Annotated in this window: 18 protein-coding genes; 5 read left to right on the top strand and 13 right to left on the bottom strand. The window is 66.1% G+C overall.

The features are described from left to right. Positions 1–38: 38 nt before the first annotated feature. Positions 39–1,523 carry a glycerol kinase GlpK gene (glpK, locus tag ACXAEH_RS13475; RefSeq protein WP_475033452.1) on the top strand — a complete coding sequence of 495 codons (1,485 nt, stop codon included), beginning with the start codon at positions 39–41 and terminating at the stop codon, positions 1,521–1,523. Positions 1,524–1,760: 237 nt separating this feature from the next. Here the strand turns inward: glpK and ACXAEH_RS13470 are convergent, their stop codons facing one another. The 12 genes from ACXAEH_RS13470 to ACXAEH_RS13415 form a co-directional block, all read right to left on the bottom strand. Continuing rightward, positions 1,761–3,017 (bottom strand): flavin-dependent oxidoreductase, encoded by a 1,257-nt coding sequence (locus ACXAEH_RS13470; RefSeq protein ID WP_475033450.1) that lies wholly within the window; start codon positions 3,015–3,017, stop codon positions 1,761–1,763. A gap of 75 nt (positions 3,018–3,092) precedes the next feature. Then, positions 3,093–3,635: an isopentenyl-diphosphate Delta-isomerase gene (gene idi / locus ACXAEH_RS13465; protein WP_475033448.1), complete on the bottom strand. Its 543-nt coding sequence runs from the start codon at positions 3,633–3,635 to the stop codon at positions 3,093–3,095. Positions 3,636–3,788: 153 nt separating this feature from the next. Continuing rightward, positions 3,789–4,250: a c-type cytochrome gene (locus ACXAEH_RS13460; protein ID WP_475033446.1), complete on the bottom strand. Its 462-nt coding sequence runs from the start codon at positions 4,248–4,250 to the stop codon at positions 3,789–3,791. A 109-nt stretch (positions 4,251–4,359) separates the two neighbouring features. Then, on the bottom strand, positions 4,360–5,382 hold the full coding sequence (locus ACXAEH_RS13455) for a P1 family peptidase (RefSeq protein WP_475033445.1): 1,023 nt from the start codon (positions 5,380–5,382) through the stop codon (positions 4,360–4,362). Between the two features lie 83 nt (positions 5,383–5,465). Next, the gene (locus ACXAEH_RS13450) at positions 5,466–5,819 is read right to left on the bottom strand and encodes a cupin domain-containing protein (protein ID WP_475033443.1); all 354 of its coding nucleotides are present in this window, start codon (positions 5,817–5,819) and stop codon (positions 5,466–5,468) included. Beyond that, on the bottom strand, positions 5,816–6,562 hold the full coding sequence (locus ACXAEH_RS13445; RefSeq protein WP_475033442.1) for an SDR family oxidoreductase: 747 nt from the start codon (positions 6,560–6,562) through the stop codon (positions 5,816–5,818). The genes ACXAEH_RS13450 and ACXAEH_RS13445 overlap by 4 nt, the downstream gene beginning before the upstream one ends. A gap of 63 nt (positions 6,563–6,625) precedes the next feature. Next, positions 6,626–7,045, bottom strand: a complete 420-nt coding sequence (gene arfB, locus ACXAEH_RS13440; protein ID WP_475033441.1) for an alternative ribosome rescue aminoacyl-tRNA hydrolase ArfB — start codon at positions 7,043–7,045, stop codon at positions 6,626–6,628. Between the two features lie 259 nt (positions 7,046–7,304). Then, positions 7,305–7,940 (bottom strand): queuosine precursor transporter, encoded by a 636-nt coding sequence (locus ACXAEH_RS13435; protein ID WP_475033439.1) that lies wholly within the window; start codon positions 7,938–7,940, stop codon positions 7,305–7,307. Between the two features lie 192 nt (positions 7,941–8,132). Further along, positions 8,133–9,041: an esterase-like activity of phytase family protein gene (locus ACXAEH_RS13430; protein ID WP_475033437.1), complete on the bottom strand. Its 909-nt coding sequence runs from the start codon at positions 9,039–9,041 to the stop codon at positions 8,133–8,135. Next, positions 9,014–9,841 carry a penicillin-insensitive murein endopeptidase gene (mepA, locus tag ACXAEH_RS13425; RefSeq protein ID WP_475033435.1) on the bottom strand — a complete coding sequence of 276 codons (828 nt, stop codon included), beginning with the start codon at positions 9,839–9,841 and terminating at the stop codon, positions 9,014–9,016. The genes ACXAEH_RS13430 and mepA overlap by 28 nt, the downstream gene beginning before the upstream one ends. Positions 9,842–9,879: 38 nt before the next feature. After that, positions 9,880–11,244, bottom strand: a complete 1,365-nt coding sequence (locus ACXAEH_RS13420) for an MFS transporter (protein ID WP_475033433.1) — start codon at positions 11,242–11,244, stop codon at positions 9,880–9,882. A gap of 62 nt (positions 11,245–11,306) precedes the next feature. Further along, positions 11,307–11,855: an acyl-CoA thioesterase gene (locus tag ACXAEH_RS13415; RefSeq protein WP_475033432.1), complete on the bottom strand. Its 549-nt coding sequence runs from the start codon at positions 11,853–11,855 to the stop codon at positions 11,307–11,309. A 134-nt stretch (positions 11,856–11,989) separates the two neighbouring features. On the opposite strand from ACXAEH_RS13415, the gene ACXAEH_RS13410 reads away from it, so the two are divergent. The 3 genes from ACXAEH_RS13410 to yaaA all read left to right on the top strand — a co-directional run bounded on the left by ACXAEH_RS13410 (position 11,990) and on the right by yaaA (position 15,282). Then, complete coding sequence (locus tag ACXAEH_RS13410; protein ID WP_039128614.1) at positions 11,990–12,277, top strand: YggT family protein; 288 nt, start codon at positions 11,990–11,992, stop codon at positions 12,275–12,277. A gap of 140 nt (positions 12,278–12,417) precedes the next feature. Next, the gene (gene recQ, locus ACXAEH_RS13405; RefSeq protein ID WP_475033431.1) at positions 12,418–14,475 is read left to right on the top strand and encodes a DNA helicase RecQ; all 2,058 of its coding nucleotides are present in this window, start codon (positions 12,418–12,420) and stop codon (positions 14,473–14,475) included. 42 nt (positions 14,476–14,517) lie between these two features. After that, positions 14,518–15,282: a peroxide stress protein YaaA gene (gene yaaA, locus ACXAEH_RS13400; protein ID WP_475033429.1), complete on the top strand. Its 765-nt coding sequence runs from the start codon at positions 14,518–14,520 to the stop codon at positions 15,280–15,282. Positions 15,283–15,813: 531 nt separating this feature from the next. On the opposite strand, the gene ACXAEH_RS13395 is transcribed toward yaaA, so the two are convergent. Next, the gene (locus ACXAEH_RS13395; protein ID WP_475033428.1) at positions 15,814–18,135 is read right to left on the bottom strand and encodes a response regulator; all 2,322 of its coding nucleotides are present in this window, start codon (positions 18,133–18,135) and stop codon (positions 15,814–15,816) included. Positions 18,136–18,285: 150 nt separating this feature from the next. On the opposite strand from ACXAEH_RS13395, the gene ACXAEH_RS13390 reads away from it, so the two are divergent. Further along, entirely contained in the window at positions 18,286–23,730 is a 5,445-nt protein-coding gene (locus tag ACXAEH_RS13390) for an alpha-2-macroglobulin family protein (RefSeq protein WP_475033426.1), read from the top strand. Positions 23,731–23,881: the final 151 nt, after the last annotated feature.

Genomic DNA, 23,881 nt, shown 5'->3' with positions numbered 1-23,881 from the left:
TTTATTGTCCCCGGTCAAAGGAGACTGGAGGGCAGCAGATGACCTATATTCTGGCGATTGACCAGGGCACCACCTCGACCCGGGCGATCCTGTTTGACGATGCCATGCAGGTTGCAGGCACGGCGCAGCAGGAGTTCACCCAGCACTACCCGCAGGCGGGCTGGGTGGAGCATGACCCGGAAGAGATCTGGTCCACCACCGTTGCCGTCTGCCGCCAGGTGATGGCGGAGCTGGACGTCTCTGCCGCGGATATTGCCGGCATCGGCATCACCAACCAGCGCGAAACCACCGTGGTCTGGGACAAATCCAGCGGCAAAGCAATCCACAACGCCATCGTTTGGCAGGACCGCCGCACCGCCGCCATCTGCGAGGAACTGCGCGCGGCAGGCCATGAAGAGATGGTCACTGACCGCACCGGCCTGCTGCTGGACCCGTATTTCTCGGGCACCAAGGTGAAATGGATCCTCGACACCGTGCCCGGCGCACGCCAGAAGGCCGCAGCGGGCGAGCTGCTGTTCGGCACCGTCGACAGCTTCCTGATCTGGCGTCTCACCGGCGGTGCGTCCCACGTGACGGACGCGACCAATGCGGCGCGCACGCTGATGTATGACATCCGCAAGGGCCGCTGGAGCCGCACCATCAGCGACCTGCTGGAGGTGCCGCAGCAGATGCTGCCGGAGGTGAAGGACAGCGCCGCGGAATTTGGTACCACGGACCCGGAAATCCTGGGCGGCGCGATCCCGATCCTAGGCGTGGCGGGGGACCAGCAGGCGGCCACCATCGGCCAGGCCTGTTTCCAGCCGGGCATGATGAAGTCGACTTATGGCACCGGTTGTTTTGCGCTGCTGAACACCGGCGATGCGCCGGTCGTGTCCAAGAACCGGATGCTGACCACCATTGCCTATCAGCTGGACGGCAAACCCGCTTACGCGCTGGAAGGCTCCATCTTTATCGCCGGGGCCGCGGTGCAATGGCTGCGCGACGGGTTGGGGATCATCAAACAGGCGTCAGAGTCCGGCGAATTGGCGCTGCGCGCTGATCCAGGCCAGGACGTGATGCTGGTCCCCGCCTTCACCGGCCTCGGCGCGCCCTATTGGAAGCCGGACTGCCAGGGCGCGGTCTTTGGCCTGACCCGCAACTCCGGCCCTGCCGAGTTTGCGCGCGCGGCGCTGCAAAGCGTCGCCTATCAGACCCGCGACCTGTGGGAGGCGATGCGGGCCGACTGGGGTGGTGACACCAATGTCACCCTGCGTGTCGACGGCGGCATGAGTGCCAGCGACTGGACCATGCAGAGCCTGTCGGACATCCTGGGTGCTGCGGTCGACCGCCCGGTGATGCAGGAAACCACCGCGCTGGGTGCGGCCTGGCTGGCGGGGATGCGGGCTGGGATCTACCCGGACCAGACGGAGTTTGCAGCGACTTGGAAACTTGACCGCCAGTTCACCCCGATGATGCAGCCGGAAGTGCGCGAAGCGGCTTATGCCCGCTGGCAGCGCGCGGTTCAGGCGGTGATTGGCGTGTAAGGCACAGGGGTGGCTCCCGCCTGTTCCCGCCGCATTCAAAGAATGCGTCCTCACAGTTGGGCGTAGCGCCGCGCTTTGCGCGGCGGTTTCTTTCTGCTGAGAAGCGGTTTAAGTGCAGGTTTGCACTCAAACGCGCCTTTCCAAGTTTGTTCAGGCCATCCGCGCCTCAAGGGTGAACCGTGCCTGCGGCACGGCGGCTGTGCCGCCCTTGACCCGCGGCTGGCCGAAGTGCGCATCTCAGCTGAACCGGGCGCCTGCCGGGATGGTAGCGGGACGCGCGTTCAGCTCCGCAATCGAAAAACTTGCAATGGATTTGTACTTGGCGGCATGGGCCGCCAGCTCTGCCTGCGGGATCACCTCGGTGATGTCCTGGAAGCCGCCGCCGCAAAGGTCCTCGACCCGTTGCAGCACCCCGTCCGGCCCGCCGCCTGCACGGTTGGCCATACCTACTGCGGTTGTGAGCGGACGCACCGTTGCTTCATAGGCCTGCAGCGCGGCGGCAGCCGCGCCGTGCGCCAGCAGCTTCGCACCGATCACCCGGGCATCCACGATCGCCTGGCTGGCGCCATTGGAGCCTACCGGATAGGTCGGATGCGCGGCGTCGCCCATCAGAGTGGCGTTGCCCGTGGTCCAGCGCTCCAGCGGATCGCGGTCCACCATCGGGTATTCATAAACCGCTTCGGCGCCGCGGATCATGGCAGGCACATCAATCCAGCCGAAGCGCCAATCTTCGAAGTCCGGCAGAAACCCGGCGGTATCCGCAGGCCGGTTCCAGTCTTCCTTGCGCCAGGGGGACGACGGGTCAAAGCGTTTCTCGGCAATCCAGTTCATCACCACCCGGCCATCTGCGTCCGGCTGTGAAACCGGGTAGGCCACCAGCCGCAGCCGGTCATGGCCGATCATCGCCATCGCCGCGCCGCCCTTGAACGCCGGTGCCCGCGCCGTGGCGCGCCACAGGATGCGGCCGTTCCAGATGGGCTCCCCCTCACCCGGCACCATTTGCGCGCGCAGGGCGGAATGGATGCCGTCGGCGGCAATCACCAGCCTGCCGTCAACCCTGCGGCCGTCTGCGAGCAGCAGAACGGCGCCGCTGGCGCTGGTCTCAAACCCAACCGCCCGCGTCCCGGTGCTGAGGCAGCCCGGCCCCGCCCGCTGCATCAGCGCGTGGTACAGCATCATCTGCAAGGCGCCCCGGTGCACCGAATACTGCGGCCAGGCATACCCCGCCCAGGTGCCGCGCGGCTCTTCCCAGATCGTCTTGCCCAGTTTGCTGTAAAACCCCAGCTGCCGGGTCTTCACGCCGATGGCGTCAAGCTCCTGCTCCAGGTCGAGATCATACAGCTCCCGCACTGCATTGGGCTGCAGGTTGATGCCCACGCCCAGCGGTTTCAGCTCCCGCACGGCTTCATAGATGTGAAAGGGCACGCCGATCTGATGCAGGGTCAGGCCAAGCGTCAGGCCTGCGATACCGCCGCCTGCGATAAGAACGGTCATGATAAGTGCACCTCCTATTTGCCCGGACACAAAACCACAGCCTTGGCGCCGGAACAACAGGGGACGGCGGCTGCTTCAGCCTCTGCCGGCGATGATCAGGTCGGGGCCAAAGATCACATCGGCGTAGTTATGCAGGTAGATCTTGAGCCAGGGGGTGAAACGTTCCGGGTGGCGGCTCACTTCGGCCAGGAGGTCATGGTAATCGACCCAGCGGGTTTCCATTACCTCATCAGGATTGGGGACCACTTTCAGCGGACGGTGGACATGGGCCAGAAAGACATCCACGGCTTCATGCTCGACCAATCCATTGCCGACATCGGCGCGGTATTCCAGATGATGGCGGAATTCCGGGTAGAGCCCGGAGATCCCCAGCTCCTCCTGCATCCGCCGCACCGCGCAGGCTGAGGGCTGCTCGTCCCACATCGGATGGGTGCAGCAGGTGTTCGCCCAAAGCCCCGGCGTATGGTACTTGCCCATCGCGCGGCGCTGCATCAGGATTTCCACGCCTTTCACCACAAAGACGGAAACCGCCTTGTGCTTCAGCCCGCGCTCATGCGCTGCGAGCTTGTCAACCGGTGTCAAATCGCCGTTCACCCAGGCGGGGATCATGTGGCTCATGCTGTGTCCGTGACGGTGTTCAATTGGTGCGGCATGCCGCATTTCGCAAAATCCGTCTTCTAGCGCTACCGCCTGCAGGTTACGAAAGCAATTACGCGAAAAGCCGCGGCGAAAATGCCGCGGCTTCAGGGCCGGCAAGTTCCGGCGCCAGGCTTATTCGGAGGCGGCTTCGGCGCTGTCTTCCGCTGCCGCGTCTTCTGCCGGTGCAGGGCCATGGCTGGACAGGAAGGCAAAGATGTCCTCGCCGCCCTTCTTCAGGCGGAAGGACATTTTCGACTTGGCGCTGGTGCTGCCGGTCTCCGCCTGCAGGAATTTCTTGGGATCGGCGGTGAAGGCGACGAATTTCTCCTCGTCCCAGACCAGCCCGGCTTCGCCTGCAGCCACCAGGTCCTTGCCGTATTTGAAACCATCAACGGTGCCCGCGGTGCGGCCGGCAATGCCCCACAGGTTGGGGCCGGTCTTGCCGCCCTTGACGATGACGTCACCGGTGTCGGAGGTGACGGTGTGGCAGGATTTGCATTTGTTGAACCCCTTCTCGCCCTTGGCCGGGTCGCCTTCGGCAAAGGCGGGGGCGGCGAGGAGGCCGAAAATGGCGGCAGTGATAAGAGGTTTCATATTGCTTGCTCCAGTTTTGAGTTGGCACGTGTGACTCATGGTTTAATAGCCGGCAGTGTCAACCGGCAGTTTGACGCGCGTCAAAGTCCCGGCAGGTCGCTGCTGTATTTCATGGCGCCGCCCAGCAGGGCAGCAGGTCGCCGGGCTCGGGCCGGGCGTGATAGACGGCACGGGCGATGGCGCGACTGAGACACAGCGCGGCGGCATGGCAAAGCGGTCCGAGCTCCGTTTCAGGAGCCTCTAGCGCCCGCGCCCCGGTGCTGGCGGCAAAGACCAGATCACCGTCGCCGGGGGAATGGGCGGGCACGATGGCGCGGCCGATGCCGTCATGGGCGGCGGTGGCCAGCCGCTGGCACTGCGCCTTGGACAGGCGGGCATCGGTGGCGATGATGGCGATGGTGGTATTGGCACGCTCCGGCGGCAGCGGCGCACCGCCCAGTTTCTGGATCGCCTCGATCTTGCGGCTCTGCAGGTTGCGGCCCAGGCCGGCGGCGGTGTCAGGTCCGATCCCGCCGAATTCATCGCCGATTTCAAACGGCGCCGCCCAGAAGTGCTGTTCGCCCGGAGTGGTGACGGCGCCCAGCGGGTTGGCGGCCACCAGCGCCCCCACGGTGACGCCGCTGTCCAGCACCAGCGAGGCGGACCCCAGCCCGCCCTTCAGCATTGCGGTCAGCGCACCGGTGCCGGCCCCGGCGGTGCCTAGGGCGAAATCCTCTGCCGCCGCCTCAAACGCAGCCCGTCCCAAGGCGCGGTAGGGGTTTTCACCCCAGTCTTTCTTGCCGCCGTTCAGCAAGTCGAACAGGATCGCCCCTGGCACCAGCGGCACCCGCGCCAGGCCAACCGGAAAGCCGCGGTTGCGCGCCCGCAGCGCCTCCATCACCCCGGAGCAGGCATCCAGCCCAAAGGCCGAGCCGCCCGACAGCACCAGCGCGTCGATCTGTGCCACCGATTTGTCCGGCGCCAGCAGGTCGGTTTCCCGGGTGCCCGGCGCGCCGCCCATCACATGCACCGAGGCAGTGAATGGCTTGGCCGAGGTCAGCACGGTGGAGCCGGATTTCAGCGCCGCATCCTGAGCATTGCCGACCAGCAGGCCGGGCACATCGGTGATCAGGTTCTTCGGGCCGGGGATCATGACGCGTTTTCCTTCTGTGTCCGAAGCACGCTTGCGCGTGCTGCCTCCGGCGGGAGTATTTGGTGCAAGATGAAAGAGCGGGATTAAATCCGCGGTTTGGGTGCTGCGGTTGCCGGGTCGCCGCTGTTCGGCTCTCCCTTGGGTTCGATCAACAGCACCTTGCATTCCTGTACGGCGCGGGGGCGGTGGGTTACGCCTTTGGGCACCACGAACAGCTCGCCGGCGTGGACTGTCTGGGGCGGATGGCCTTCGATGTCCATCACCATTTCGCCCTCGAGCACCAGGAAGAAATCATCGGTATCCGGGTGGCGGTGAAACGGAAATTCACCCTGGAACTTCACCACCATCACGTCGTTGCCATTGTAATCGGCCACCACATGCGGGTCCCAGTGGCTGGAGAACATTGCCAGCTTCTCTGCCAGGTTTACGGGTTTCATATGCAGCGGCCTCCGTCCACTTCCATTGCCACGCCAGTCACCATGCTGGCCTCGTCCGAGCACAGGTAACAGGCGGCGTTGCCCATGTCCTCTGGTGTGGAAAACCGGCCGATCGGGATTGTCGACAGGAACTTGGCGCGGATTTCCGGGGTGTCTTCGCCCATGAAGGATTTGAGGAGCGGGGTTTCGCCCGCCACCGGGTTGATCGCGTTGACCCGTACCCCGTGCGGGGCGAGCTCGACCGCCATGGTCTTGGTGGCGGTGACCATCCAGCCCTTGGAGGCGTTGTACCAGTTGAGGTTGGGGCGGGGAGAGACGCCCGCGGTGGACGCGACATTCAGGATGGCGCCGGACTGGCGGTCTTTCATATGCGGCACCAGGGCGCGGGCGGTCAGGTAGACCGATTTCATGTTGACCGCCATCACCCGGTCGAAGTCGTCCTCGGATATGTCTTCCAAAGGGGCGGGCAGATGGGTGACGCCCGCGTTGTTGACCAGGATGCCGAGATGCCCGAAGGCGGCCAGCGCCGCCTCGGCCATGGCATTGACCGAGGCGCGGTCCGAGACATCCACGGTCTGCGCCACGGCATTGCCGCCCAGTTCCGCCGCCATCTCCTGTGCGGCAGCGCCGTTGATGTCGGCAATCATCACCCTTGCGCCCTCGGCCAGGAACTTGCGCACTATGCCCGCTCCGAACCCCGAGGCGCCGCCAGTCACGATGGCGGTCTTTCCCTCCAGCCGCATGATCTTCCTCCTGAATTGCCTGAGGCCAGAATGGGCCGGGCCGGACGGCGGCGCAATCCCAAGTCAGTCCGGGTCGATCTTACCGCGCGTCGCTTTCAGCTCGCCGCGCTGCTTCTTGGCCTCCAGCCGCCGCTTGACCGAGCCGCGGGTGGGTTTGGTGGCGATGCGGCGCTTGGGGGCCACCAGCGCCTTGCGCACCAGTTCGGCCAGGCGTTCGCGCACAATCTCGCGGTTCCTTTGCTGCGAGCGGGTCTCGTCGCATTGCAGGATGATGGCGCCATCCTTGGTCCAGCGCCGCCCGGCCAGCCGTTTCAGCCGGGATTTGACCGCAGGCGCAAGCGCAGGCGAGCGGGCGGCCTCGAACCGCAGTTCAACGGCAGTGGCCACCTTGTTCACATTCTGCCCGCCGGGGCCCGAGGCGCGCATGAAGCTCTCGGTCATTTCCCAGTCCTGCAGGGCGATTTGGTCGGTGATACGGATCATATCTGGTTATTGCAGGGCGGCATGGAAAGCGAAAGGGCCGCTCCCACACGCGGGAACAGCCCTTCGAGATGATAGGAGGTGCACCGGTTAGGTCAGCACCAATTCAAAGTTCTATACGCGCCAAGGGCTGCCTCGGCCGCACTCCTTCTGAACTGTTCCGGCACTGCTCTCCATAGCTTCTCTAGACAATGGGCACCTCCTTTCTGAATGTTTCGTGTGCCCTCAGCCTGCCACAGATTCGGTTAATGTCAAAACAAAATCATGTGGTCTTTGTGGTGAGTTTACGCACGATGATGCGGAAGGGCACAAGGGCGAGGAGCGCGAGGGACAATTTCACCAGCCAGTCGGCCACGGCAAGGGAGACCCAAAGCGGCGCCACCGGGCCCGCGCCCAGCAGCGGCAGGGCCTCAGCGGCCCAGGAGACGTCGTTGCCAGGCTCCAGCCAGCTGAGCGCACCGGAAAAGGCGATGGAGAAGAACAGAGCGGTGTCCACCGAGGAGCCGATCAGGGTGGAGGCCAGCGGCGCCCGCCACCATTTCCCCTCGCGCAGGGCGGAGAAGACGGCAACGTCCAGCATCTGCGCCGTCAGGAAGGCAAGGCCGGAGCCGATGGCGATGCGCAGGGTAACGGCCGGGTAGGTGAAACCGTCGCCCTGCAGCATGACCTGGGTGCCGATCAGCGAGCAGATCACCCCCGCGACGAAACCGGCCAGGACCACCTTGCGGGCCGCTGCGGTGCCATAGACCCGGTTCATCACGTCGGTGACCAGGAAGGCGATGGGATAGGTGAAGGCGCCCCAGGTCAGCCATTGGCCGAACAGGAACTGCACCAGGATGTTGGAGGCCGCAACAACAGCGGCCATGGCAGCAATGCCAGGGATATGCGAGCGGTTCATTGTTGGTTCCGTTTTTTAGACAAGGTCGCGGCGACTTGTTCCGCCGGTGCGGAAGACCGGCCCTTGTAAGGTGCCTTGACCGCTGCTGCAAGGAGCGTGCTGAGTTGGGGAGGGCTCCCGCCTGCGCCGCCGCAGCCAGGGGCTGCAGCTTGCAGTTGGGCGTGGCGCCGCTGGCGCGGCGCGGGGCCCGGCTCAGCGGGGCAGGGCGTATTCCACCAGCTCGGTGCGCTGCAGCGGCAGGAAATTGTCGTCCGACACCATGGTGGCGCGCAGCTCTCCATCGGGCGCGCGCCAGACCGACAGCCCTTCGAGATTGTCATGGGTGCCGGCCCGGGTTTGCAGCAGGATCGCCTCGTTCACCGGGCCGGCCGCGGTGATGTCCCAGCGGCGCAACCGGCTGCGGAAACCGAGCAGGGTGAAGTCGCGCTCCAGCAGGTAAAACCGCCCGTCGGGGCCGAAATCCGCATCCACCGGCAGAAAGCCGCCCTCGGGCGGCAGGCTGAAGGGGCGGCTCCAGCGGCGGCCGTTCCAGCGCCAGACCGGGATCTGCCCCTGGGCATCCAGCGCCCGTTCCGGCATCGTGTAGAGACGCCCGCGAGCGTCGATGGCCAGGGATTCCAGCGATTTGTTGGGCGGCAGCCTGCGGAAGGCCTTGGGGCGGGGCAGCACCTTGGCGCGGTCCCCGGGACGCAGGTAGCGTGCCACCCGGGCGGCGCCCTCAAAGGAGATATAGCGGCTGCCGTCCGCCGCAATGGCAAGGCCCTCGCTGTCCCCGGCCCGGCCCTTCAGCTGCTTGCCGGTGGTGGCCCGCAGCTCATGCGTGGCTTTCGCGGTGACGCCGGCAATGGCGCCGTTGCGGCGCTGAACCTCGGTGGTGACCAATGTGGCGCGGTCGCTGAGCACCGTCATGGCGGTGCCGCCATTGGTGAGCTTCAACGCCGAAAAGCCGCCGAACCAGGGCTGGTTCAGCGTCCAGGTATAGCTGCCCAGATAGCGCGCCTGGCCGCTGGCACCGGGGCGGTTGGCGGCATAGGCCGCCGCCGCCAGGCTGGCAGCGGCGCAGAGGGACAGGATCAGTTTGAGTGCAGAACGGCGGCGCATTGCTGAGGCAGATCCGATAGGGTGTAGTCACGCCGCGGTTTAGGCTTTGGCGCATTGGGGTCAACCGGTTTCGGCGGCGGCGGGTTCAGAATGTCATTGACCCAGCGTTGCGCATCGGCACAGCCGTCGCCCTTGGGCGGGGCCGCCTGGTCGACACAGCCGCGGGCGCCGCGCGGGCAGGCCAGCCGCACATGGAAATGGTAGTGATGCCCCCACCAGGGCCGGATCTTGCGCAGCCATTTGCGGCTGCCCTTCTCATCATTGCACATCTGCACCTTGGCACCCGGAAAGACGAATATCCGCGCCACCCGTTTGTCCTGCGCGGCTGCCTTGAGGATCTCGTGGTGGGCGCGGGTCCAGCTGGCATTCACATAGGCGCCCTTGGCCCGGCGCATGGAGATCGAGGAGATGTTTTCGCGCGCACTGCGGCTGAGGTTCAGCCGGTCCGGCGGGCGCATCCAGATGTCGATGTCGAGGCCGATCTGGTGGCTGCGGTGGCCCGACAGCATCGGCCCGCCGCGCGGCTGGCTGATGTCGCCGATATAAAGCCCCTTCCAGCCCGGCCGGGTGGCGGCAAAGCGGCTGAGGTCCTTGACGAAATCAACCGCCTCCGGGTGGCCCCAGTTGCGGTTGCGGCTGAGCCGCATCGCCTGCCAGGTGGGGCCGGTTTCGGGCAATTGCTCGGCGCCCGCGACGCAGCCCTTGGCGTAGGACCCAAACGGCGCCGGGCGCTGCTGCGAGGCGCTGGGCTTGGCTCCGAACAGCGCCTTGGCGGGGGTCTGTGCGCTTGCCGAACTCATAAAACCAGCAACCGCTAAACATATGGCAAGGAACAGTCTCAATCCTGATCTCCTTCTGCTTGAACCCAGAACAACAGTATCAATCCGACCAGAAACAGCGCGATGACCGGGGTGATCCCCAGCCGGGCGCTGCCGGTCACCGTGGTGGCCACGCCGATCAGCATCGGCGCCAGAAAGGCGGTCGCGCGGCCCGACAGCCCGTAAAGGCCAAAGCTCTCGGTGGCATTGGCGGGGCTGGTGTGGCGCACCATCAGGCTGCGGCTGGCCGATTGCAGGATGCCGCCAAAGCCGCCGATCAGCACGCCGCAGCCAAAGAACACCGCATCGGGCAGCTTGGATCCCTCAGCCAGCGCGATGCCCAGGATCTGCTCGCGCGACATGGAGACGATGATCATGCAGACAAGGGTCAGGATCAGGATCGAGATGATGATCACCGGTTTCGGCCCAAAGCGCCGGTCCGCCTTGCCGCCCAGCCAGCTGAACACAGTGGCAGCAAAGGCGGCAACAATGCCGAAGACGCCGATCAGGGTGATCTCCCAGCCCAGCACCAGCTTGGCGTAAACGCCGCCAAAACCGTATAACCCGTTCAGCGCGTCGCGGTAAAACATGGCAGAGCCCAGGTAGCTGGCCAGGCTCAACCGGTGCCGCAGGCCCGCGACCAGCTTCACCACCTTTTGCCAGGCCTTGCCCAGGCTTGCCTTGCGCCCAGTTGCGCCGCGGTCCTTCACCCACAGGAAGTAGGGGATCATGAAGACCGCAAACCAGATCGCAACAAAAGGGCCGACAGCCCGGGTGCCCTCGCGCGCCCCGGCATCCAGGCCAAAGGCGGGGCTGAGGCCGATCAGGGTCTTGCCGGTGCCCTGTTCCACAAACAGCAAAAGCATGATGAACAGCGACAGCACCCCGCCGAGGTAGCCAAAGGCAAAACCCGAGCCGGAGATGTCGCCCACATCCTCGCGGCTGGCCAGCGTCGGCAGCTGCGCGTTGACAAAGATCAGCGCAAACTCGGCCCCGATGAAGCCAAAGCCGAAGCTGATCAGCATCCACCACAGGTTTGAACCGTCCGGGTCCATGAACCATAGGCCCCAGGCGCCGATCAGATACATCAGCGAAAACATCATGATCCAGGGCAGCCGCTTGCCGGTTATATCCGCCAGCGCCCCCAGGAACGGCGCGCCGAAGCCGATGATCAGACCGGTCACGGTCAGGCACATCGACCAGATGGTCTGCGCCTGTGCCTTGGCGGCCTCGCTCTCCAGTCCCTGACCCATGAAGTAATCGGCGGCCACGGCGGCAAAGAACGGGCTGAAGACAAAGGTCACCAGCAGTGTCTGATACGGCTGGCTGGCCCAGTCAAAGAACCACCACCCCCAGATCCGCTTGCGCGTGGACACCTGCTGCATACCCGGCCTCTTGTTACGGGGCTATGCCCTCTTGCCTTCAGGTATGACAGGCGGGCAGGGGCCTAGGCAAGCCCGTCCTGCATCGGCGGCCAGGGGCGGCCGGCATCCGCTTGGCACCAGTTCCGGATCCACTCGGGCAATTCAGGCGAAACCGCCGCATCATGCCCCAGTGCTTCCAGCACCCGCGCAGGCGGCACGATGCCGCTGCGGTCCGTCACCGCCGTGCGCAGCATCACATGGCTGGCGCAATCGCCGTTTTTCTTCCAGATGGATTGCTCGACATAGATGAACTTTTCATCCCAGCCCGCCGCACGGCTGCGCATCTCGAACCGCTCAAAGCCCCGGATGCGGCGGCGGTAGCGCACCGAAGAGCCCGCCACCGTCAACCCCCAACGGTTCTGCCGCAAGGCCTTGATCAGCCCGACCCGCTGCGCCAGCATGGTGCGCCCCAGATCATACAGCGTCATGGTGCGGCCGTTGTTCAGCTCCATCCACATGTCCAGATCCCAGGGCCAGCAGATGTGGTGCGAGACATGCAGCCCAGTGATCTCCAGCGGGGCCATGCGGCTGGCCAGAACTGTATCCTTGATCAGGCGGACAATCGGGTACATGGGCACGGGCTCCTGTTTCACTTGTGCCCGTGATGCCACCCGTTTACAGCGCGTCAACCGCAACCTCGCGGAAGCCTTGCAGATTCCGCCGTGTCTGCTTACCTGTGAGGCTGTTCGAAAAAGGGAAAAAACAGATGGTCTCGCTGTTCCAAATCCTGATGCTGATCCTGGACATCGTCTGGTTCTTCATCATTGCCCATGTGATCATGAGCTGGCTGATCAACTTCCAGGTGCTGAACCTGCACCAGCAGCTGGTGGCGCAGATCTGGTATATGCTGAACCGGATTCTGGAACCGCTTTATGCCCCGGTACGCCGCCTGATGCCCAATATGGGCGGTATCGACCTGGCGCCGCTGGTGGTGCTGATCGCGGTCTACGCCGTACGCATCATTCTGGTGAACAATATTTCGGCCTTCTACTGATCTGAAAATCAGTTCTTTCTGCCTTGAGCCCGGCGGCACCCGCCGGGCTTTTGCGTTTGCGGCCCCTTGCCGCCTGAATCCTCCTGTGGGATTGTGCCTGCCATAACGAGCAGACCATCACCACGAGGCCCTCCGCCCCCATGACGGACACCGCAGAACTGTCAGGCGCCGCACCCATCCTGCGCGAGATTTTCGGCTTTGACGCCTTCCGCCCGGGGCAGGAGGAGATCGTCGATGCGGTAACTGCCGGGGAAAACGTGCTGGCGATCATGCCCACCGGCGGCGGCAAATCCCTGTGCTACCAGCTGCCCGCCCTGCTGCGCGATGGCATCACCGTGGTGATCTCACCCCTCATTGCGCTGATGCGCGACCAGGTCCGCGCCCTGCAGGAGGCCGGCGTGACCGCCGGTGCCCTCACCTCCGGCAACACCGATGAGGAAACCGAACTAGTCTGGGAGGCGATTGAGGCTGGGCGGCTCAAACTCCTTTACATGGCGCCCGAACGCCTCGCCTCCGGCGCCGCCATGGGCATGCTGCGCCGCATCGGCGTCAGCCTGATTGCGGTGGACGAGGCGCACTGCGTCAGCCAGTGGGGCCATGACTTCCGCCCCGATTACCTGCGCATCGGCGAGCTGCGCCGCGCCCTAGACGTGCCGCTGGCGGCCTTCACGGCCACCGCCGACCAGGAAACGCAGGAAGAGATCGTCCAGAAACTGTTCGACGGCGAGGCCCCCCGCAGCTTTCTGCGCGGCTTTGACCGGCCCAACATCCATCTGGCCTTCGGCGCCAAGGACAGCCCGCGCCGCCAGATCCTGGAATTCGCCGCCGCCCGCAAGGGGCAGTCCGGCATCGTCTACTGCGGCACCCGCGCCAAGACCGAAGCGCTGTCCTCCGCCCTGCGCGAGGCCGGCCACAGCGCCTGTTTCTATCACGGCGGCATGGACCCCGAGGACCGCCGCTTTGTCGAAACCCGCTTTGCCCGCGAGGATGGCTTGATCGTGGTCGCCACCGTCGCCTTTGGCATGGGGATCGACAAGCCCGACATCCGCTGGGTTGCTCACGCCGACCTGCCGAAAAGCATCGAGGCCTATTACCAGGAAATCGGCCGCGCGGGCCGCGATGGCGCCCCTGCCGAAACCCTCACCCTGTTCGGCCCCGACGACATTCGCCTGCGCCGCAGCCAGATTGACGAGGGCCTCGCCCCGCCCGAACGCCGCGCCGCCGATCACGCCCGGCTGAATGCGCTTCTGGGCCTGGCCGAGGCGCTGCACTGCCGCCGCCAGAAGCTGCTGGGTTATTTCGGCGAGACGGCGGAACCCTGTGGTAATTGCGATCTCTGCGACACGCCCGCCGATGTCTTCGACGGCACTACTGCGGTGCGCAAAGCGCTGTCGGCGGTGCTCAGGACCGAGGAATGGTTCGGCTCCGGCCATCTGATCGACATCCTCCTGGGCAACGAAACCGACCGGGTGCAGGCCCGCCGCCACGACCAGCTGTCGGTCTTCGGCTGCGGCAAGGAATACAGCAAACGCGAATGGCAGGCGGTGTTCCGCCAGATGATGGGGCACGATCTGCTGCGCCCCGACCCTGAACGCCATGGCGCCCTGCGGTTTACCGAAGCGGCGCAGCCGGTGTTGCGCGGCGAGCAGCAGATCTCCTTGCGCAAGGACACCATCCGCAAGGCCGACCGCCGCCCGGCGGTGAAGGCGCTGGTCTCGGAGGAGGACGCGCCCTTGCTGTCGGCGCTCAAGGCCAAGCGCCGGGCGCTGGCCGAGGCGCAGAAAGTGCCGGCTTATGTGATTTTCCCGGACCGCACCCTCATTGAGATGGCCGAAGCGCGCCCTGAAACCCTGGACCAGATGGCCCGGATCAACGGGGTTGGTGCCAAGAAGCTGGAACGCTACGGCGATGATTTCCTCGCTGTAATCACCGGTTCGGCGGAACAGCTTCACCCGGCGCGGCGCAAGCTGGCGGGGCGCGAGGCAGGCTCGGTCTATGACCGGCTGCTGGAGGTGCAGGCGCAGCTTGCGCGCGGGGACTGCGGCACCCTGAAGCCCTTGACCTGCTCGGCCTCATTGCTGGCCAAGGTGGCGCAGCTGCGAGGCGACGACGCGGCCGGCATCACAAGGCTGTTAGGGGAGCGCCGCGCCGAACGTTTCGCTTCGGCGTTTCTGGACGTCCTGCGCGGCGCGGGCTAGGGTCGCGCCAAGAACAACGCCTGTAATCTGAGGGGGCAGGAAATGCTGGTAGTGACCTCTCCGGCCAAGAAGCTGGACTGGGCAGAGCGGGATCAGGAGATGACCTGGCCGCAGCTGCATGACGAGGCTGTGGCGCTGGCTGAGGTGGCCCGTGGGCAATCCGTGGCGGATCTGATGAAGCTGATGCATATCAGCGAGGATCTGGCCAAGCTGAACCACGGCCGGTTCCAGGACTTCTCCGCCGATCCGGCCACCGCAGCCACCCGCCCGGCAGCGCTGGCCTTTGCCGGCGATACCTATCAGGGCCTGGAAGCCGCCTCGCTGGATGCGGAAGAAATGGCCTGGGCGCAGGATCATTTCCGTATTCTCTCCGGCCTCTACGGTGTGCTGCGGCCGCTGGATGCGATGCAGCCCTATCGGCTGGAGATGGGCTCGCGGCTGAAGAATGGGCGCGGCAAGAACCTGTATCAGTTCTGGGGCAGCCGGATTTCCGAAGCTCTGAACGCGCAGGCGCAGGCCACGGGCAGCAGTGTCCTGGTGAATTGCGCCAGCCAGGAGTATTTCGGTGCGGTGGACTTGGCGGCCCTGAAGCCGAAGGTGATCACCCCGGTTTTCATGGAAGACAAGAACGGCACCCCGAAGGTGGTCAGCTTCTATGCCAAACGCGCCCGCGGCGCGATGGCGCGCTACATCATCCAGCACCGCCTGGACGATGCAGAGGCGCTGAAGGATTTCGATGCCGGCGGCTATGCCTATCAGCCAGCGCTGTCCGAACCGGACAAGCCCGTCTTCCTGCGCAGCGCCTGAGACGGCGGCGGAAGCTCCCGCCCGCTCAGCCGCATTCAAGGAATGCACCGTCCCGGTTGGGCCCGGCAGCGCGCTTTGCGCGCTGCCGGGCCCAAGGCCGCATGAAAGGCGTGCCGGCGCAGCCGGTGCGCCTGCGGGCGCGGGAGTGCTTGTTTGCCGCGGGCAGCGGCGGGCGGAGGGTTCCGCGGCAGCCTGGCTGTTCAACCCGTCATTGGCAGCACATCTGAAAGTATGAGTTTCCGCCGGAGAAGGTCTTTCAAATGGCCTGGGCTTGCAGAGCCATCCCGGCAGAACGCCATTCCGGCAGGCAGGCTTTCCAGGTCTGAAGAAAAGGTGCAGGCGGCACCTGGGAGCGGGTCCCGCACCTTGGCACCCGGGCTTTGCAGCTGCATCTTTGCGGCCTCTCTCGGCGGCTGGTGCTTTATACCGGGTGCTCCGGACGCGGACAGGCAGCTGGCGCAGCAGACTTTGCAACGATGGAGCGCAGGCAGTGGCCTTTGCCAAGCCTGGCCGTCTGAAAGCTCCGTCAGATCAGCTCCGCGCGGCGGCAGCGGACCCGCCTGTGTCCAGAGGCTGAGCGTCCTCTGGCGCAAAGCTGCGGATCTTTTCGTGGATCAGCGCCTTGCGCAAAGGCTTGGTGAGGTAATGGTCCAGCCCGGCAGCCAGTATGCCTTCCGAATCGCCGGTCATCGCATGGGCGGTCAGCGCGACAATGGGAACATGGGTGCCGGTGCCGGCTTCGATCCTGCGGATTTCGGCGGTGGCCTCCTTGCCGTCCATCATCGGCATCGAAATGTCCATGAAGATCAGGTCCGGAGCAAAGGACTTGAACCCCTCAACCGCCTCAAGCCCGTTGTTGGCGAACTGCAGGTCGATGTTCAGCTCCTTTACCATCTTGCGGAACACCAGCTGGTTGGTCTTGTTGTCTTCGGCCGCCAGCACCCGCATCCGGCGGATGTCCGGCTGCGGCGGAACGGCCGGAGGCTGCGGCACTTCTTCCGCCGCGGCCATTGCCGCCCCAGCTGCCGCCGTCCCTGTCTCAGCCGCCGGAGGCGCATCCTGCGGGCCCGGCCGCTCCGCCGCCGCGGCGTCTGCCCCGGTCCCGCCGGCACTCAGCTTGGCCAGCTGGCGGAACAGATCGTCCCGCGGTGCCGGATTCTGCAGCACCCCGTTCACAAGCTGGCGGATCTCGGGATCATTGGCGGCCTGCGGGCTGGAGTTCAGCAGCAGCACCGGCACCTCGCTCCAGGGTCCGGATTTGAGATCCTTGGCCAGCTGCACGCCATCCAGCGCCGGCAGGCTGTGGCCGCTGATGACCAGATCGATCCCCGGCTGCATCGCCGCCAGCGCGGCGGGTGCGGTTTCGGCCGCGGTCACCTGAATGCCCAGCATCTGCAGATGCTTCTGCAGGATCTCGCAGTTGAGCGGCACGTCATCCACCAGCAGCACATGGCGCAGCGAACTGGGCAGCTTCTGGGCCGGCTGCTCCGGGCCGCACTCCATCGGCAGCGGCAGGCGGAAGCCGAAACAGGAGCCCTTGCCCTCTTCGCTGTCGACCCAGATCTCGCCGCCCATCATCTCGATCAGCCGCTTGGAGATCGCCAGCCCCAGACCGGTGCCCTCGAACTTGCGGTTGCGCTCGTCCTCGACCTGATTGAACTCGCCGAAAATATGCTCGATCTTCTCCTCGGGGATGCCGATGCCGGTGTCCTCGATGTTGACATGCACCGCGCATTGCTTGTCGTCCGGCGAGGAGATGCCGGTCACCCGCAGGGTCACGTGACCCTCCTTGGTGAATTTCACCGCATTGCCGGCCAGATTGGTCAGCACCTGCCGGATCCGGCCCGGGTCGCCGGTGAACTTGGTCGGCAGGAACAGGTCGTAGTCCACCAGGAGCGCCAGCCCCTTGTCGCGCGCGGTGGGCTGCAGCAGCATCACCACCTCATGCAGGCTGCGCTCCAGGTCAAAGGGCTCCGGGTGCAGCTCCAGCTTGTCGGCCTCGATCTTGGAATAGTCGAGCACGTCGTTGATGATGACCAGCAGCGCCTCGCCCGAGTTCTTGATGGTGCTGGCATAAAGCTTCTGCTCGTCGTCCAGCTCGGTGTCGTTAAGCAGCTCGGCCATGCCCACCACCCCGTTCATCGGGGTGCGGATTTCGTGGCTCATATTGGCAAGGAAGGCGGATTTGGCGCGGTTGGCGGCCTCGGCACGGGCGCGGGAATCACGCAGCTCCTTCTCGTAGCGCACGGTCGAGGTGATATCGAGCGCCAGCGACACCACGTCGCCGCCATGGCCGCGCTGGTCCATCAGCCGCAGGTAACGCTCATCCCACAGCTGGATGTCGACAGGCTCCGGCGCCGGCAGGTGCCAGCGCTCGGTCATCATCGTTTGCCAGTCCTGCGGGCTCATGTCGCCGGTATTGATCAGGCCTTCATCCGTCAGCAGCTGCAGGATGCGCATATAGGAGATGCCGGGCGTGACCTCTTCCAGCCCGTCGAAAATATTCAGGTAAGCGGTGTTGGCGCCGATCAGGTTGCCGCCGGAATCAAAGAACGCAAACCCGTCCTGGAACGCCTGGATCGAATGCCACAGCCGCCGCTCAGCGGTTTCGATCTTTTCGTTGGCGGTGTGAAGGTCGGATTTCACGGTGTGAAGATCAGACTTCACCTTCTCGTTTTCGTCCCGCACGGTGGCCACTTCGGCCTGGGTCTGGCCGATCTGCTTGGTCAGCGCCAGCGCGTGGCGGCCCAGCTTGCGGTTGGCGGCAGAAAGCTCGGCCTGCTTGAGCTCAAGCAGCCGTTCGGCGGCCAGCCGGGCCCGCCTTTCTTCCGCTAATTTTTCTGCAAGGCTCATCCCTGCGTACTCCGGCAATACTCTAACACGTACAGCGCGCGGCAATTTCCGCACGCAGGCGGCAGCTGGGCTGCTCCTATCGTGTTACGCGGGTGAATCTTGCTATGACGTTAAGCCCGTGCCAGCCTGCACCCAGTATTGGAGGGTGCCATGCCGCGTCTTTTTGCCTATTTTTCCTTTTTCTGCCTTGGAGTTCTGATTTCCCTGACCGTTGCCCGCGCCGGGCCGGCAGTGCCGGACTTCCGCTATCAGTCTTTTGCCAACACGGATTTCTTCGGCTCCGACCTGCAGCCGCTGTTCGATACCGATCAGGCTGCCTGTGCGCGGGCCTGCTCGGCGCAGGCCGATTGCGCTGGTTTTGTTTTCAACCAGCGTTCCAACGCATGTTTCCCGAAATCGGTGCTGCAGCAGCCCAGCCCTTACGAGGGCGCGCTGTCCGCGGTGAAGCAGATGGCACCCGCCACCCTGGCCGCAGCGGCCCAGCACCGTGCGGCCCGGCTTGAAAGCGTCAGCGCGCAGGATGTGCAGCGGGCGGCAAAGCTGGCCCGGTCGCTGGGGCTCGCGTATCCGCTGACAGCCAAGGACGCGGCTGAGGCCTTCTCGGCAGCGCGCTCCTTGATTCGCGCTGGCGATCCGCTCGCCGCCCTGCGCTGGATGGGGCAGGCGGTGGTGCTGACGGATTCGGCGCGCGACTGGACCCGCTTCTCGGACTATCTTCTGCGCGCCGCCAAGGAACGCGGCAGCAGCCGCCAGCAGCGCCGGTTCCGGCAGGACGCCTATCTTGCGGCTCTCAACGGCTACCTGCGGGCAGATGCGCCCGCGGATCAGGCCGCGGCGCTGGCAGCTGCCGCCGATGCGCAGGAGGCCCGCGGGCAGGGGCGCAGCATGATCCCGCTGCTGCGCCTGGCCGAGGATCTTGCGCCGGGGGCGGTCCCGGATGGCCGGCTGGATGACGCCCTCGCCAAATACGGTTTCCGGGTCACCGGCTCCACGGTGGAAAGCGACAGCGCCGCGCCGCGGATCTGCGCCGAGTTCTCCGAGGACCTGGAGCAGGCGGGCACGGATTACGAAAACTATGTCCGCCTGCCGCAGGGCGGCCTGGCCGTCAGCGCCTCCGGGCGGCAGCTGTGTTTCGACGGGGTGGAGCACGGCCAGCGCTACCGCCTGACCCTGCGCCGCGGATTGCCCGCCGCCAGCGGCGAGCAGCTGTTCAAAGATGTGGAGCTGACCCACTACGTGCGCGACCGCGCACCCAAGGTCCGCTTCCCGGGCCGCGCCTATGTGCTGCCCGCCGGCGGTGAGGCGGCGCTGCCGGTGGAAACCGTGAACCTGACGGAGCTGGACCTGCGCCTGCGCCGGGTCAGCAGCCGCAACGTGCTGCGCACCCTGCAGGAGGGGTATTTCGCCAAGCCGCTCTCTCATTGGGAAGACGAACACTTTGCCTCGGATATTGCCGAGGAGATCTGGCAGGGCAGCGCCGGAGTGGACACCGCCATCAACCAGACCATGACCAGCCGCTTGCCGCTGGATCAGGCTCTAACCGGGCAGAAGCCGGGGCTTTACGCGCTGACTGCCCGGGTGCCGGGCGCCGATCCCTACGACGATGCCGGGGCGACGCAGTGGTTTGTGATGACCGGCCTCGGCCTCAGCACCATGTCCGGCAGCGACGGGCTGCATGTGCAGGTGCAGGGGCTGGCCGATGCCAGGCCCCATGCCGGCGCCAAGGTCCGCCTGATCTCCTCCGCCAACGAAGTGCTGGCCACGGAAACCAGTGATGCCAGCGGCTATGTCCGCTTTGCCCCCGGGCTGATCCGCGGCTCCGGCGGCGGTGCGCCCGCGCTGATCACCGCACAGGCCGGGGAGGCGGATTTCACCTTCCTGCCGCTGAGTGATGCCGCCTTCGACCTTTCCGACCGCGGCGTTGCCGGGCGGCCCGCGCCGGGTCCGGTGGATGTGTTCCTGGCCACCACCCGCGGCGCCTTCCGTGCGGGCGAGACGGTGCACGTGACGGCGCTGGCCCGCGACAGCAAGGCGCAAGCCCTCGGCGGCCTGCCGCTGACCGCGGTCCTTTTGCGCCCCGACGGGGTGGAATACACCCGCCAGACCTCCGCCGCAGGCCATCAGGGCGGCCATGTCTTTGCCCTTGCCACCGGCCCCGCCGCGCCGCGCGGCACCTGGCGGATCGAGATCAAGAGCGACCTCAAGGCCCCCGCATTGGCCTCCCGCCAGATCCTGGTTGAGGATTTCCTGCCCGAGCGCATCGATTTCACCCAGACGGTGGCCAATGCAGACAGCCTCCAGCCCGGCAGCGCCGCGCAGCTGGATCTGCAGGCCGATTACCTGTTCGGCGCCCCCGGTGCCGGGCTGAAGGTGGAGGGCGGTATCCGCCTCACCGCCGCCAGCACGCTGGACCAATGGCCCGGCTTCCGTTTCGGCCGCTATGACGAACCTTCCTCGGCCCAAACCGCCCATTTCGGCGGACAGGTCACCGGTCCGGACGGCCATGCGGCTTTCCCGGCGGGCCTGCCGGACACCCTCCCGGCCGAGGGCAAACCGCTGCTGGCCACGCTGACCACCCGGGTGGCCGATGGCGCCGCGCGCCCCGTGGAGCGCTCACTGGAACTGCCGGTGAAACCCGCCGGTCCCGTCATCGGCATCAAGCCGCTGTTTGAAGAGGTCGCCGCCGAAGGCGCCGAGGCCGGTTTCAACCTCATCGCCCTGGCGCCGGACCTGACTCCGATGCCGATGCGGGTGAAATGGACCCTGAACCGGGTTGAGACCCGCTACCAGTGGTATCAGCTTTACGGCAACTGGAACTGGGAGCCCATCACCCGCCGCACCCGCATCGCCACCGGCGAGGCGCAGCTGGGCAGTGATCCGCTGCCGCTGTCGCAGCCGGTCGATTGGGGCCGCTATGAGCTGGTGGTGGAACGCCTCGACGGCAGCTATGCCTCTGCAGCCTATGATTTCTACGCCGGCTGGTACGCACCCGCGGGCAGCCAGGACACGCCCGCCCGGCTGGAGCTGTCGCTGGACCGCGAAGACTACACCCCCGGCGATACCGCCCGCCTGCGCATCGTGCCGCAGGCCGCAGGCACGGCACTGGTCTCGGTGGTCTCCGACCGGCTGATCCACCGGATGGCGGTGGAGGTTCCGGCCGGCGAAACCGTGATCCCGCTGGACGTCACCCAGGACTGGGGCAGCGGCGCCTATGTGGCTGCCACGGTGATCCAGCCTGTGGCAGGCAAAGAGGGCCGCACCCCGCTGCGCGCCCTGGGCCTCGCCCATGCCGCCGTCACCCAGCCCGGCCAGCAGCTTGAGGTCGCGATAGACGTGCCCGAAGTGGCCCGCCCGCGCGGCACGCAAATGACCAAAATCCATGTGGATGGTGCGGCTGAGGGCGAGGAAGTCTGGCTCACCGTTGCCGCCGTCGACCTTGGCATCCTCAACCTCACCGGCTTCACCAGCCCCGACCCCAGCGCGCATTATTACGGCCAGCGCCGCCTGGGGATGGAGCTGCGCGACGTCTACGGCCGCCTGATTGACCCCGGCAACGGCGCTCTCGGCCGCATCCGTTCCGGCGGCGACGCGGACAGCGGCCTCAAAATGCAATCGCCGCCGCCCACCCAGGATCTGGTGGCGCTGTTCTCCGGTCCCTTGCAGGTGGACGCCAATGGCGAGGCGGAGTTCCCCATTACCCTTCCTGCCTTCAACGGCACCGTGCGGCTGATGGCGGTCGCGTGGTCTGGCAAAGCCGTGGGCCAGGCCGAGGCTGACATGCTGGTGCGCGACCCGGTGGTGGTCACTGCCTCCCTGCCGCGTTTCCTGGCGCCGGGCGATCAAAGCCGCGCCCGCATCGAAATCGTCCACGCTGACGGCCCGGCGGGAGAGATGGCGCTGACAGCCAGCACTGCAGGCGGTCTCTCACTGGGCAGCCTGCCCGCTGCTATCACCCTGGCTGAGCAGGGCAAGATGGTGCTGGAACTGCCGGTCGCTGCGGAAACCGTGGGGGATCATGAGCTGACCCTCACCCTCACCACACCCGGCGAGCAGGAGCTGCGGCAGACCCTGCGGATGCCGGTCCGCGCCAATGATCCGGTAGTATCACAGACCCGCCGCTTCACCCTGGCGGCCGGCGATACTTTCCTGTTCAACGGCGAGGTCTTTACCGGCCTGCGCCCCGGCACCGCCCGCGCCACCATTTCCTCCGGCCCGCTCGCCAAGTTCGACGTGCCGGGGCTGCTCGCGGATCTCGACCAATACCCCTACGGCTGCACCGAGCAGGTGACCTCCAAGGCGCTGCCGCTGCTTTACCTCAGCAGCGTTGCCGGTGCGGCGGGACTGGGTGATGGCCCGGCAGTGGACAAACGGATCAACGCCGCCATCCGCAAGGTGCTGACCCGCCAGGCGCCCAGCGGTGCCTTCGGGATGTGGCGCGCGGACAGCGGCGAGTTCTGGCTCGATGCCTATGCCAGCGACTTCCTCAGCCGCGCCCGCGCGCAAGGCTACGCGGTGCCGCAGCAGGCCTTTGCCCAGGCGATGGACAACCTGCGCAACCGTATCAACTATGCCCCCGACTTCGACAAGGGCGGCGAGGAGATCGCCTATGCGCTGCTGGTGCTGGCCCGCGAAGGCGCCGCCCAGATGGGCGACCTGCGCTATTATGCCGATGTGAAGGGCGGGGCCTTTGACACCCCGCTCGCCGCCGCCCAATTGGGGGCGGCCCTTGCAGCATACGGCGATCAGCGCCGCGCCGACCGGATGTTTGCCCGGGCTGCACAGATGCTGAAGGGAGGCCGCGAGGACGCCGCCCTGTGGCGCGCCGATTTCGGCACCGCCCTGCGCGATACAGCAGGCGTGCTGGCGCTGGCAGCCGAGGCCGGATCAAATGCCGTGGACCGCAGCAGCCTGTCGGCCCGGATCGTACAGGCCTCCAGCCGCCGCTCCACCCAGGAAGCGGCCTGGACGCTGATGGCCGCCCACGCCCTGGCGCAAACCCCGGAAGACTCGGGCCTGCTGGTCAATGGCCAGCCGGTTCAGGGGCCCTTTGTGCAGGCCGCAGGCGGGCTGGAAGCCCCGGAACTGGCCCTGACCGCCGCCAGCGGGCGCACGGCAGAGATCACCCTGACCACGCTCGGCGTGCCCGAGGTACCACCGCAGGCAGGCGGCTTCGGCTACACCATCGACCGCAGCTATTTCACGCTGGAGGGCCAGCCGCTGGACATCCAATCGGTGCAGGCAGGCACCCGCTTCGTCACCGTGCTGCAGGTCCGCCCGCATGAAAAGACCGGCGCCCGGCTGATGATCAACGACCCGCTGCCCGCCGGGTTTGAGATCGACAACCCCAGCCTCCTGCGCTCCGGCGACCTGCGCGATCTGGACTGGCTGAACCCGGCAACGGCCGAACACGCCGAATTCCGCAGCGACCGTTTCCTGGCCGCAGTGGACGTGCGCGAGGCCGCGCCGGTGACACTCGCCTACATCGCCCGCGCGGTGACGCCCGGCGTGTTCCACCACCCGGCGGCCTCGGTCGAGGACATGTACCGCCCCGCCTACCGCGCGAGGACTGGCACGGGGCGTGTGAAAGTCAGGTGAAACCCCTGTTCAACAGAACTAAGGGCATCGCCCGTCCGCGGGTGGACGCGAAGCGCCCGCCGCCGTGCTGCAAGCACGCCTACGGCGTGACGGGGGCGGACGGGCGCTGCCCGGCTTATCGGCCAGGCAGGAAGTGGAAACGAAGCGCACT

This window comes from Leisingera sp. ABM4_060 (assembly GCF_056158765.1).
The sequence above is the reverse complement of the archived record's forward strand: the minus strand, read 5'-3'. Positions and strand labels throughout refer to the sequence as shown.

Excerpts from the sequence above, each read along its gene's own strand:
- ACXAEH_RS13420 (WP_475033433.1), bottom strand. The coding sequence starts at position 11,244 with ATGCAGCAGGTGTCCACGCGCAAGCGGATCTGGGGGTGGTGGTTCTTT.
- ACXAEH_RS13445 (WP_475033442.1), bottom strand. The coding sequence starts at position 6,562 with ATGCGGCTGGAGGGAAAGACCGCCATCGTGACTGGCGGCGCCTCGGGG.
- ACXAEH_RS13435 (WP_475033439.1), bottom strand. The coding sequence starts at position 7,940 with ATGAACCGCTCGCATATCCCTGGCATTGCTGCCATGGCCGCTGTTGTT.
- arfB (WP_475033441.1), bottom strand. The coding sequence starts at position 7,045 with ATGATCCGTATCACCGACCAAATCGCCCTGCAGGACTGGGAAATGACC.
- ACXAEH_RS13470 (WP_475033450.1), bottom strand. The coding sequence starts at position 3,017 with ATGACCGTTCTTATCGCAGGCGGCGGTATCGCAGGCCTGACGCTTGGC.
- yaaA (WP_475033429.1), top strand. The coding sequence starts at position 14,518 with ATGCTGGTAGTGACCTCTCCGGCCAAGAAGCTGGACTGGGCAGAGCGG.
- ACXAEH_RS13430 (WP_475033437.1), bottom strand. The coding sequence starts at position 9,041 with ATGCGCCGCCGTTCTGCACTCAAACTGATCCTGTCCCTCTGCGCCGCT.
- ACXAEH_RS13450 (WP_475033443.1), bottom strand. The coding sequence starts at position 5,819 with ATGAAACCCGTAAACCTGGCAGAGAAGCTGGCAATGTTCTCCAGCCAC.
- ACXAEH_RS13410 (WP_039128614.1), top strand. The coding sequence starts at position 11,990 with ATGGTCTCGCTGTTCCAAATCCTGATGCTGATCCTGGACATCGTCTGG.
- ACXAEH_RS13455 (WP_475033445.1), bottom strand. The coding sequence starts at position 5,382 with ATGATCCCCGGCCCGAAGAACCTGATCACCGATGTGCCCGGCCTGCTG.
- ACXAEH_RS13460 (WP_475033446.1), bottom strand. The coding sequence starts at position 4,250 with ATGAAACCTCTTATCACTGCCGCCATTTTCGGCCTCCTCGCCGCCCCC.
- ACXAEH_RS13395 (WP_475033428.1), bottom strand. The coding sequence starts at position 18,135 with ATGAGCCTTGCAGAAAAATTAGCGGAAGAAAGGCGGGCCCGGCTGGCC.
- glpK (WP_475033452.1), top strand. The coding sequence starts at position 39 with ATGACCTATATTCTGGCGATTGACCAGGGCACCACCTCGACCCGGGCG.
- mepA (WP_475033435.1), bottom strand. The coding sequence starts at position 9,841 with ATGAGTTCGGCAAGCGCACAGACCCCCGCCAAGGCGCTGTTCGGAGCC.
- ACXAEH_RS13415 (WP_475033432.1), bottom strand. The coding sequence starts at position 11,855 with ATGTACCCGATTGTCCGCCTGATCAAGGATACAGTTCTGGCCAGCCGC.
- idi (WP_475033448.1), bottom strand. The coding sequence starts at position 3,635 with ATGAGCCACATGATCCCCGCCTGGGTGAACGGCGATTTGACACCGGTT.
- ACXAEH_RS13390 (WP_475033426.1), top strand. The coding sequence starts at position 18,286 with ATGCCGCGTCTTTTTGCCTATTTTTCCTTTTTCTGCCTTGGAGTTCTG.
- recQ (WP_475033431.1), top strand. The coding sequence starts at position 12,418 with ATGACGGACACCGCAGAACTGTCAGGCGCCGCACCCATCCTGCGCGAG.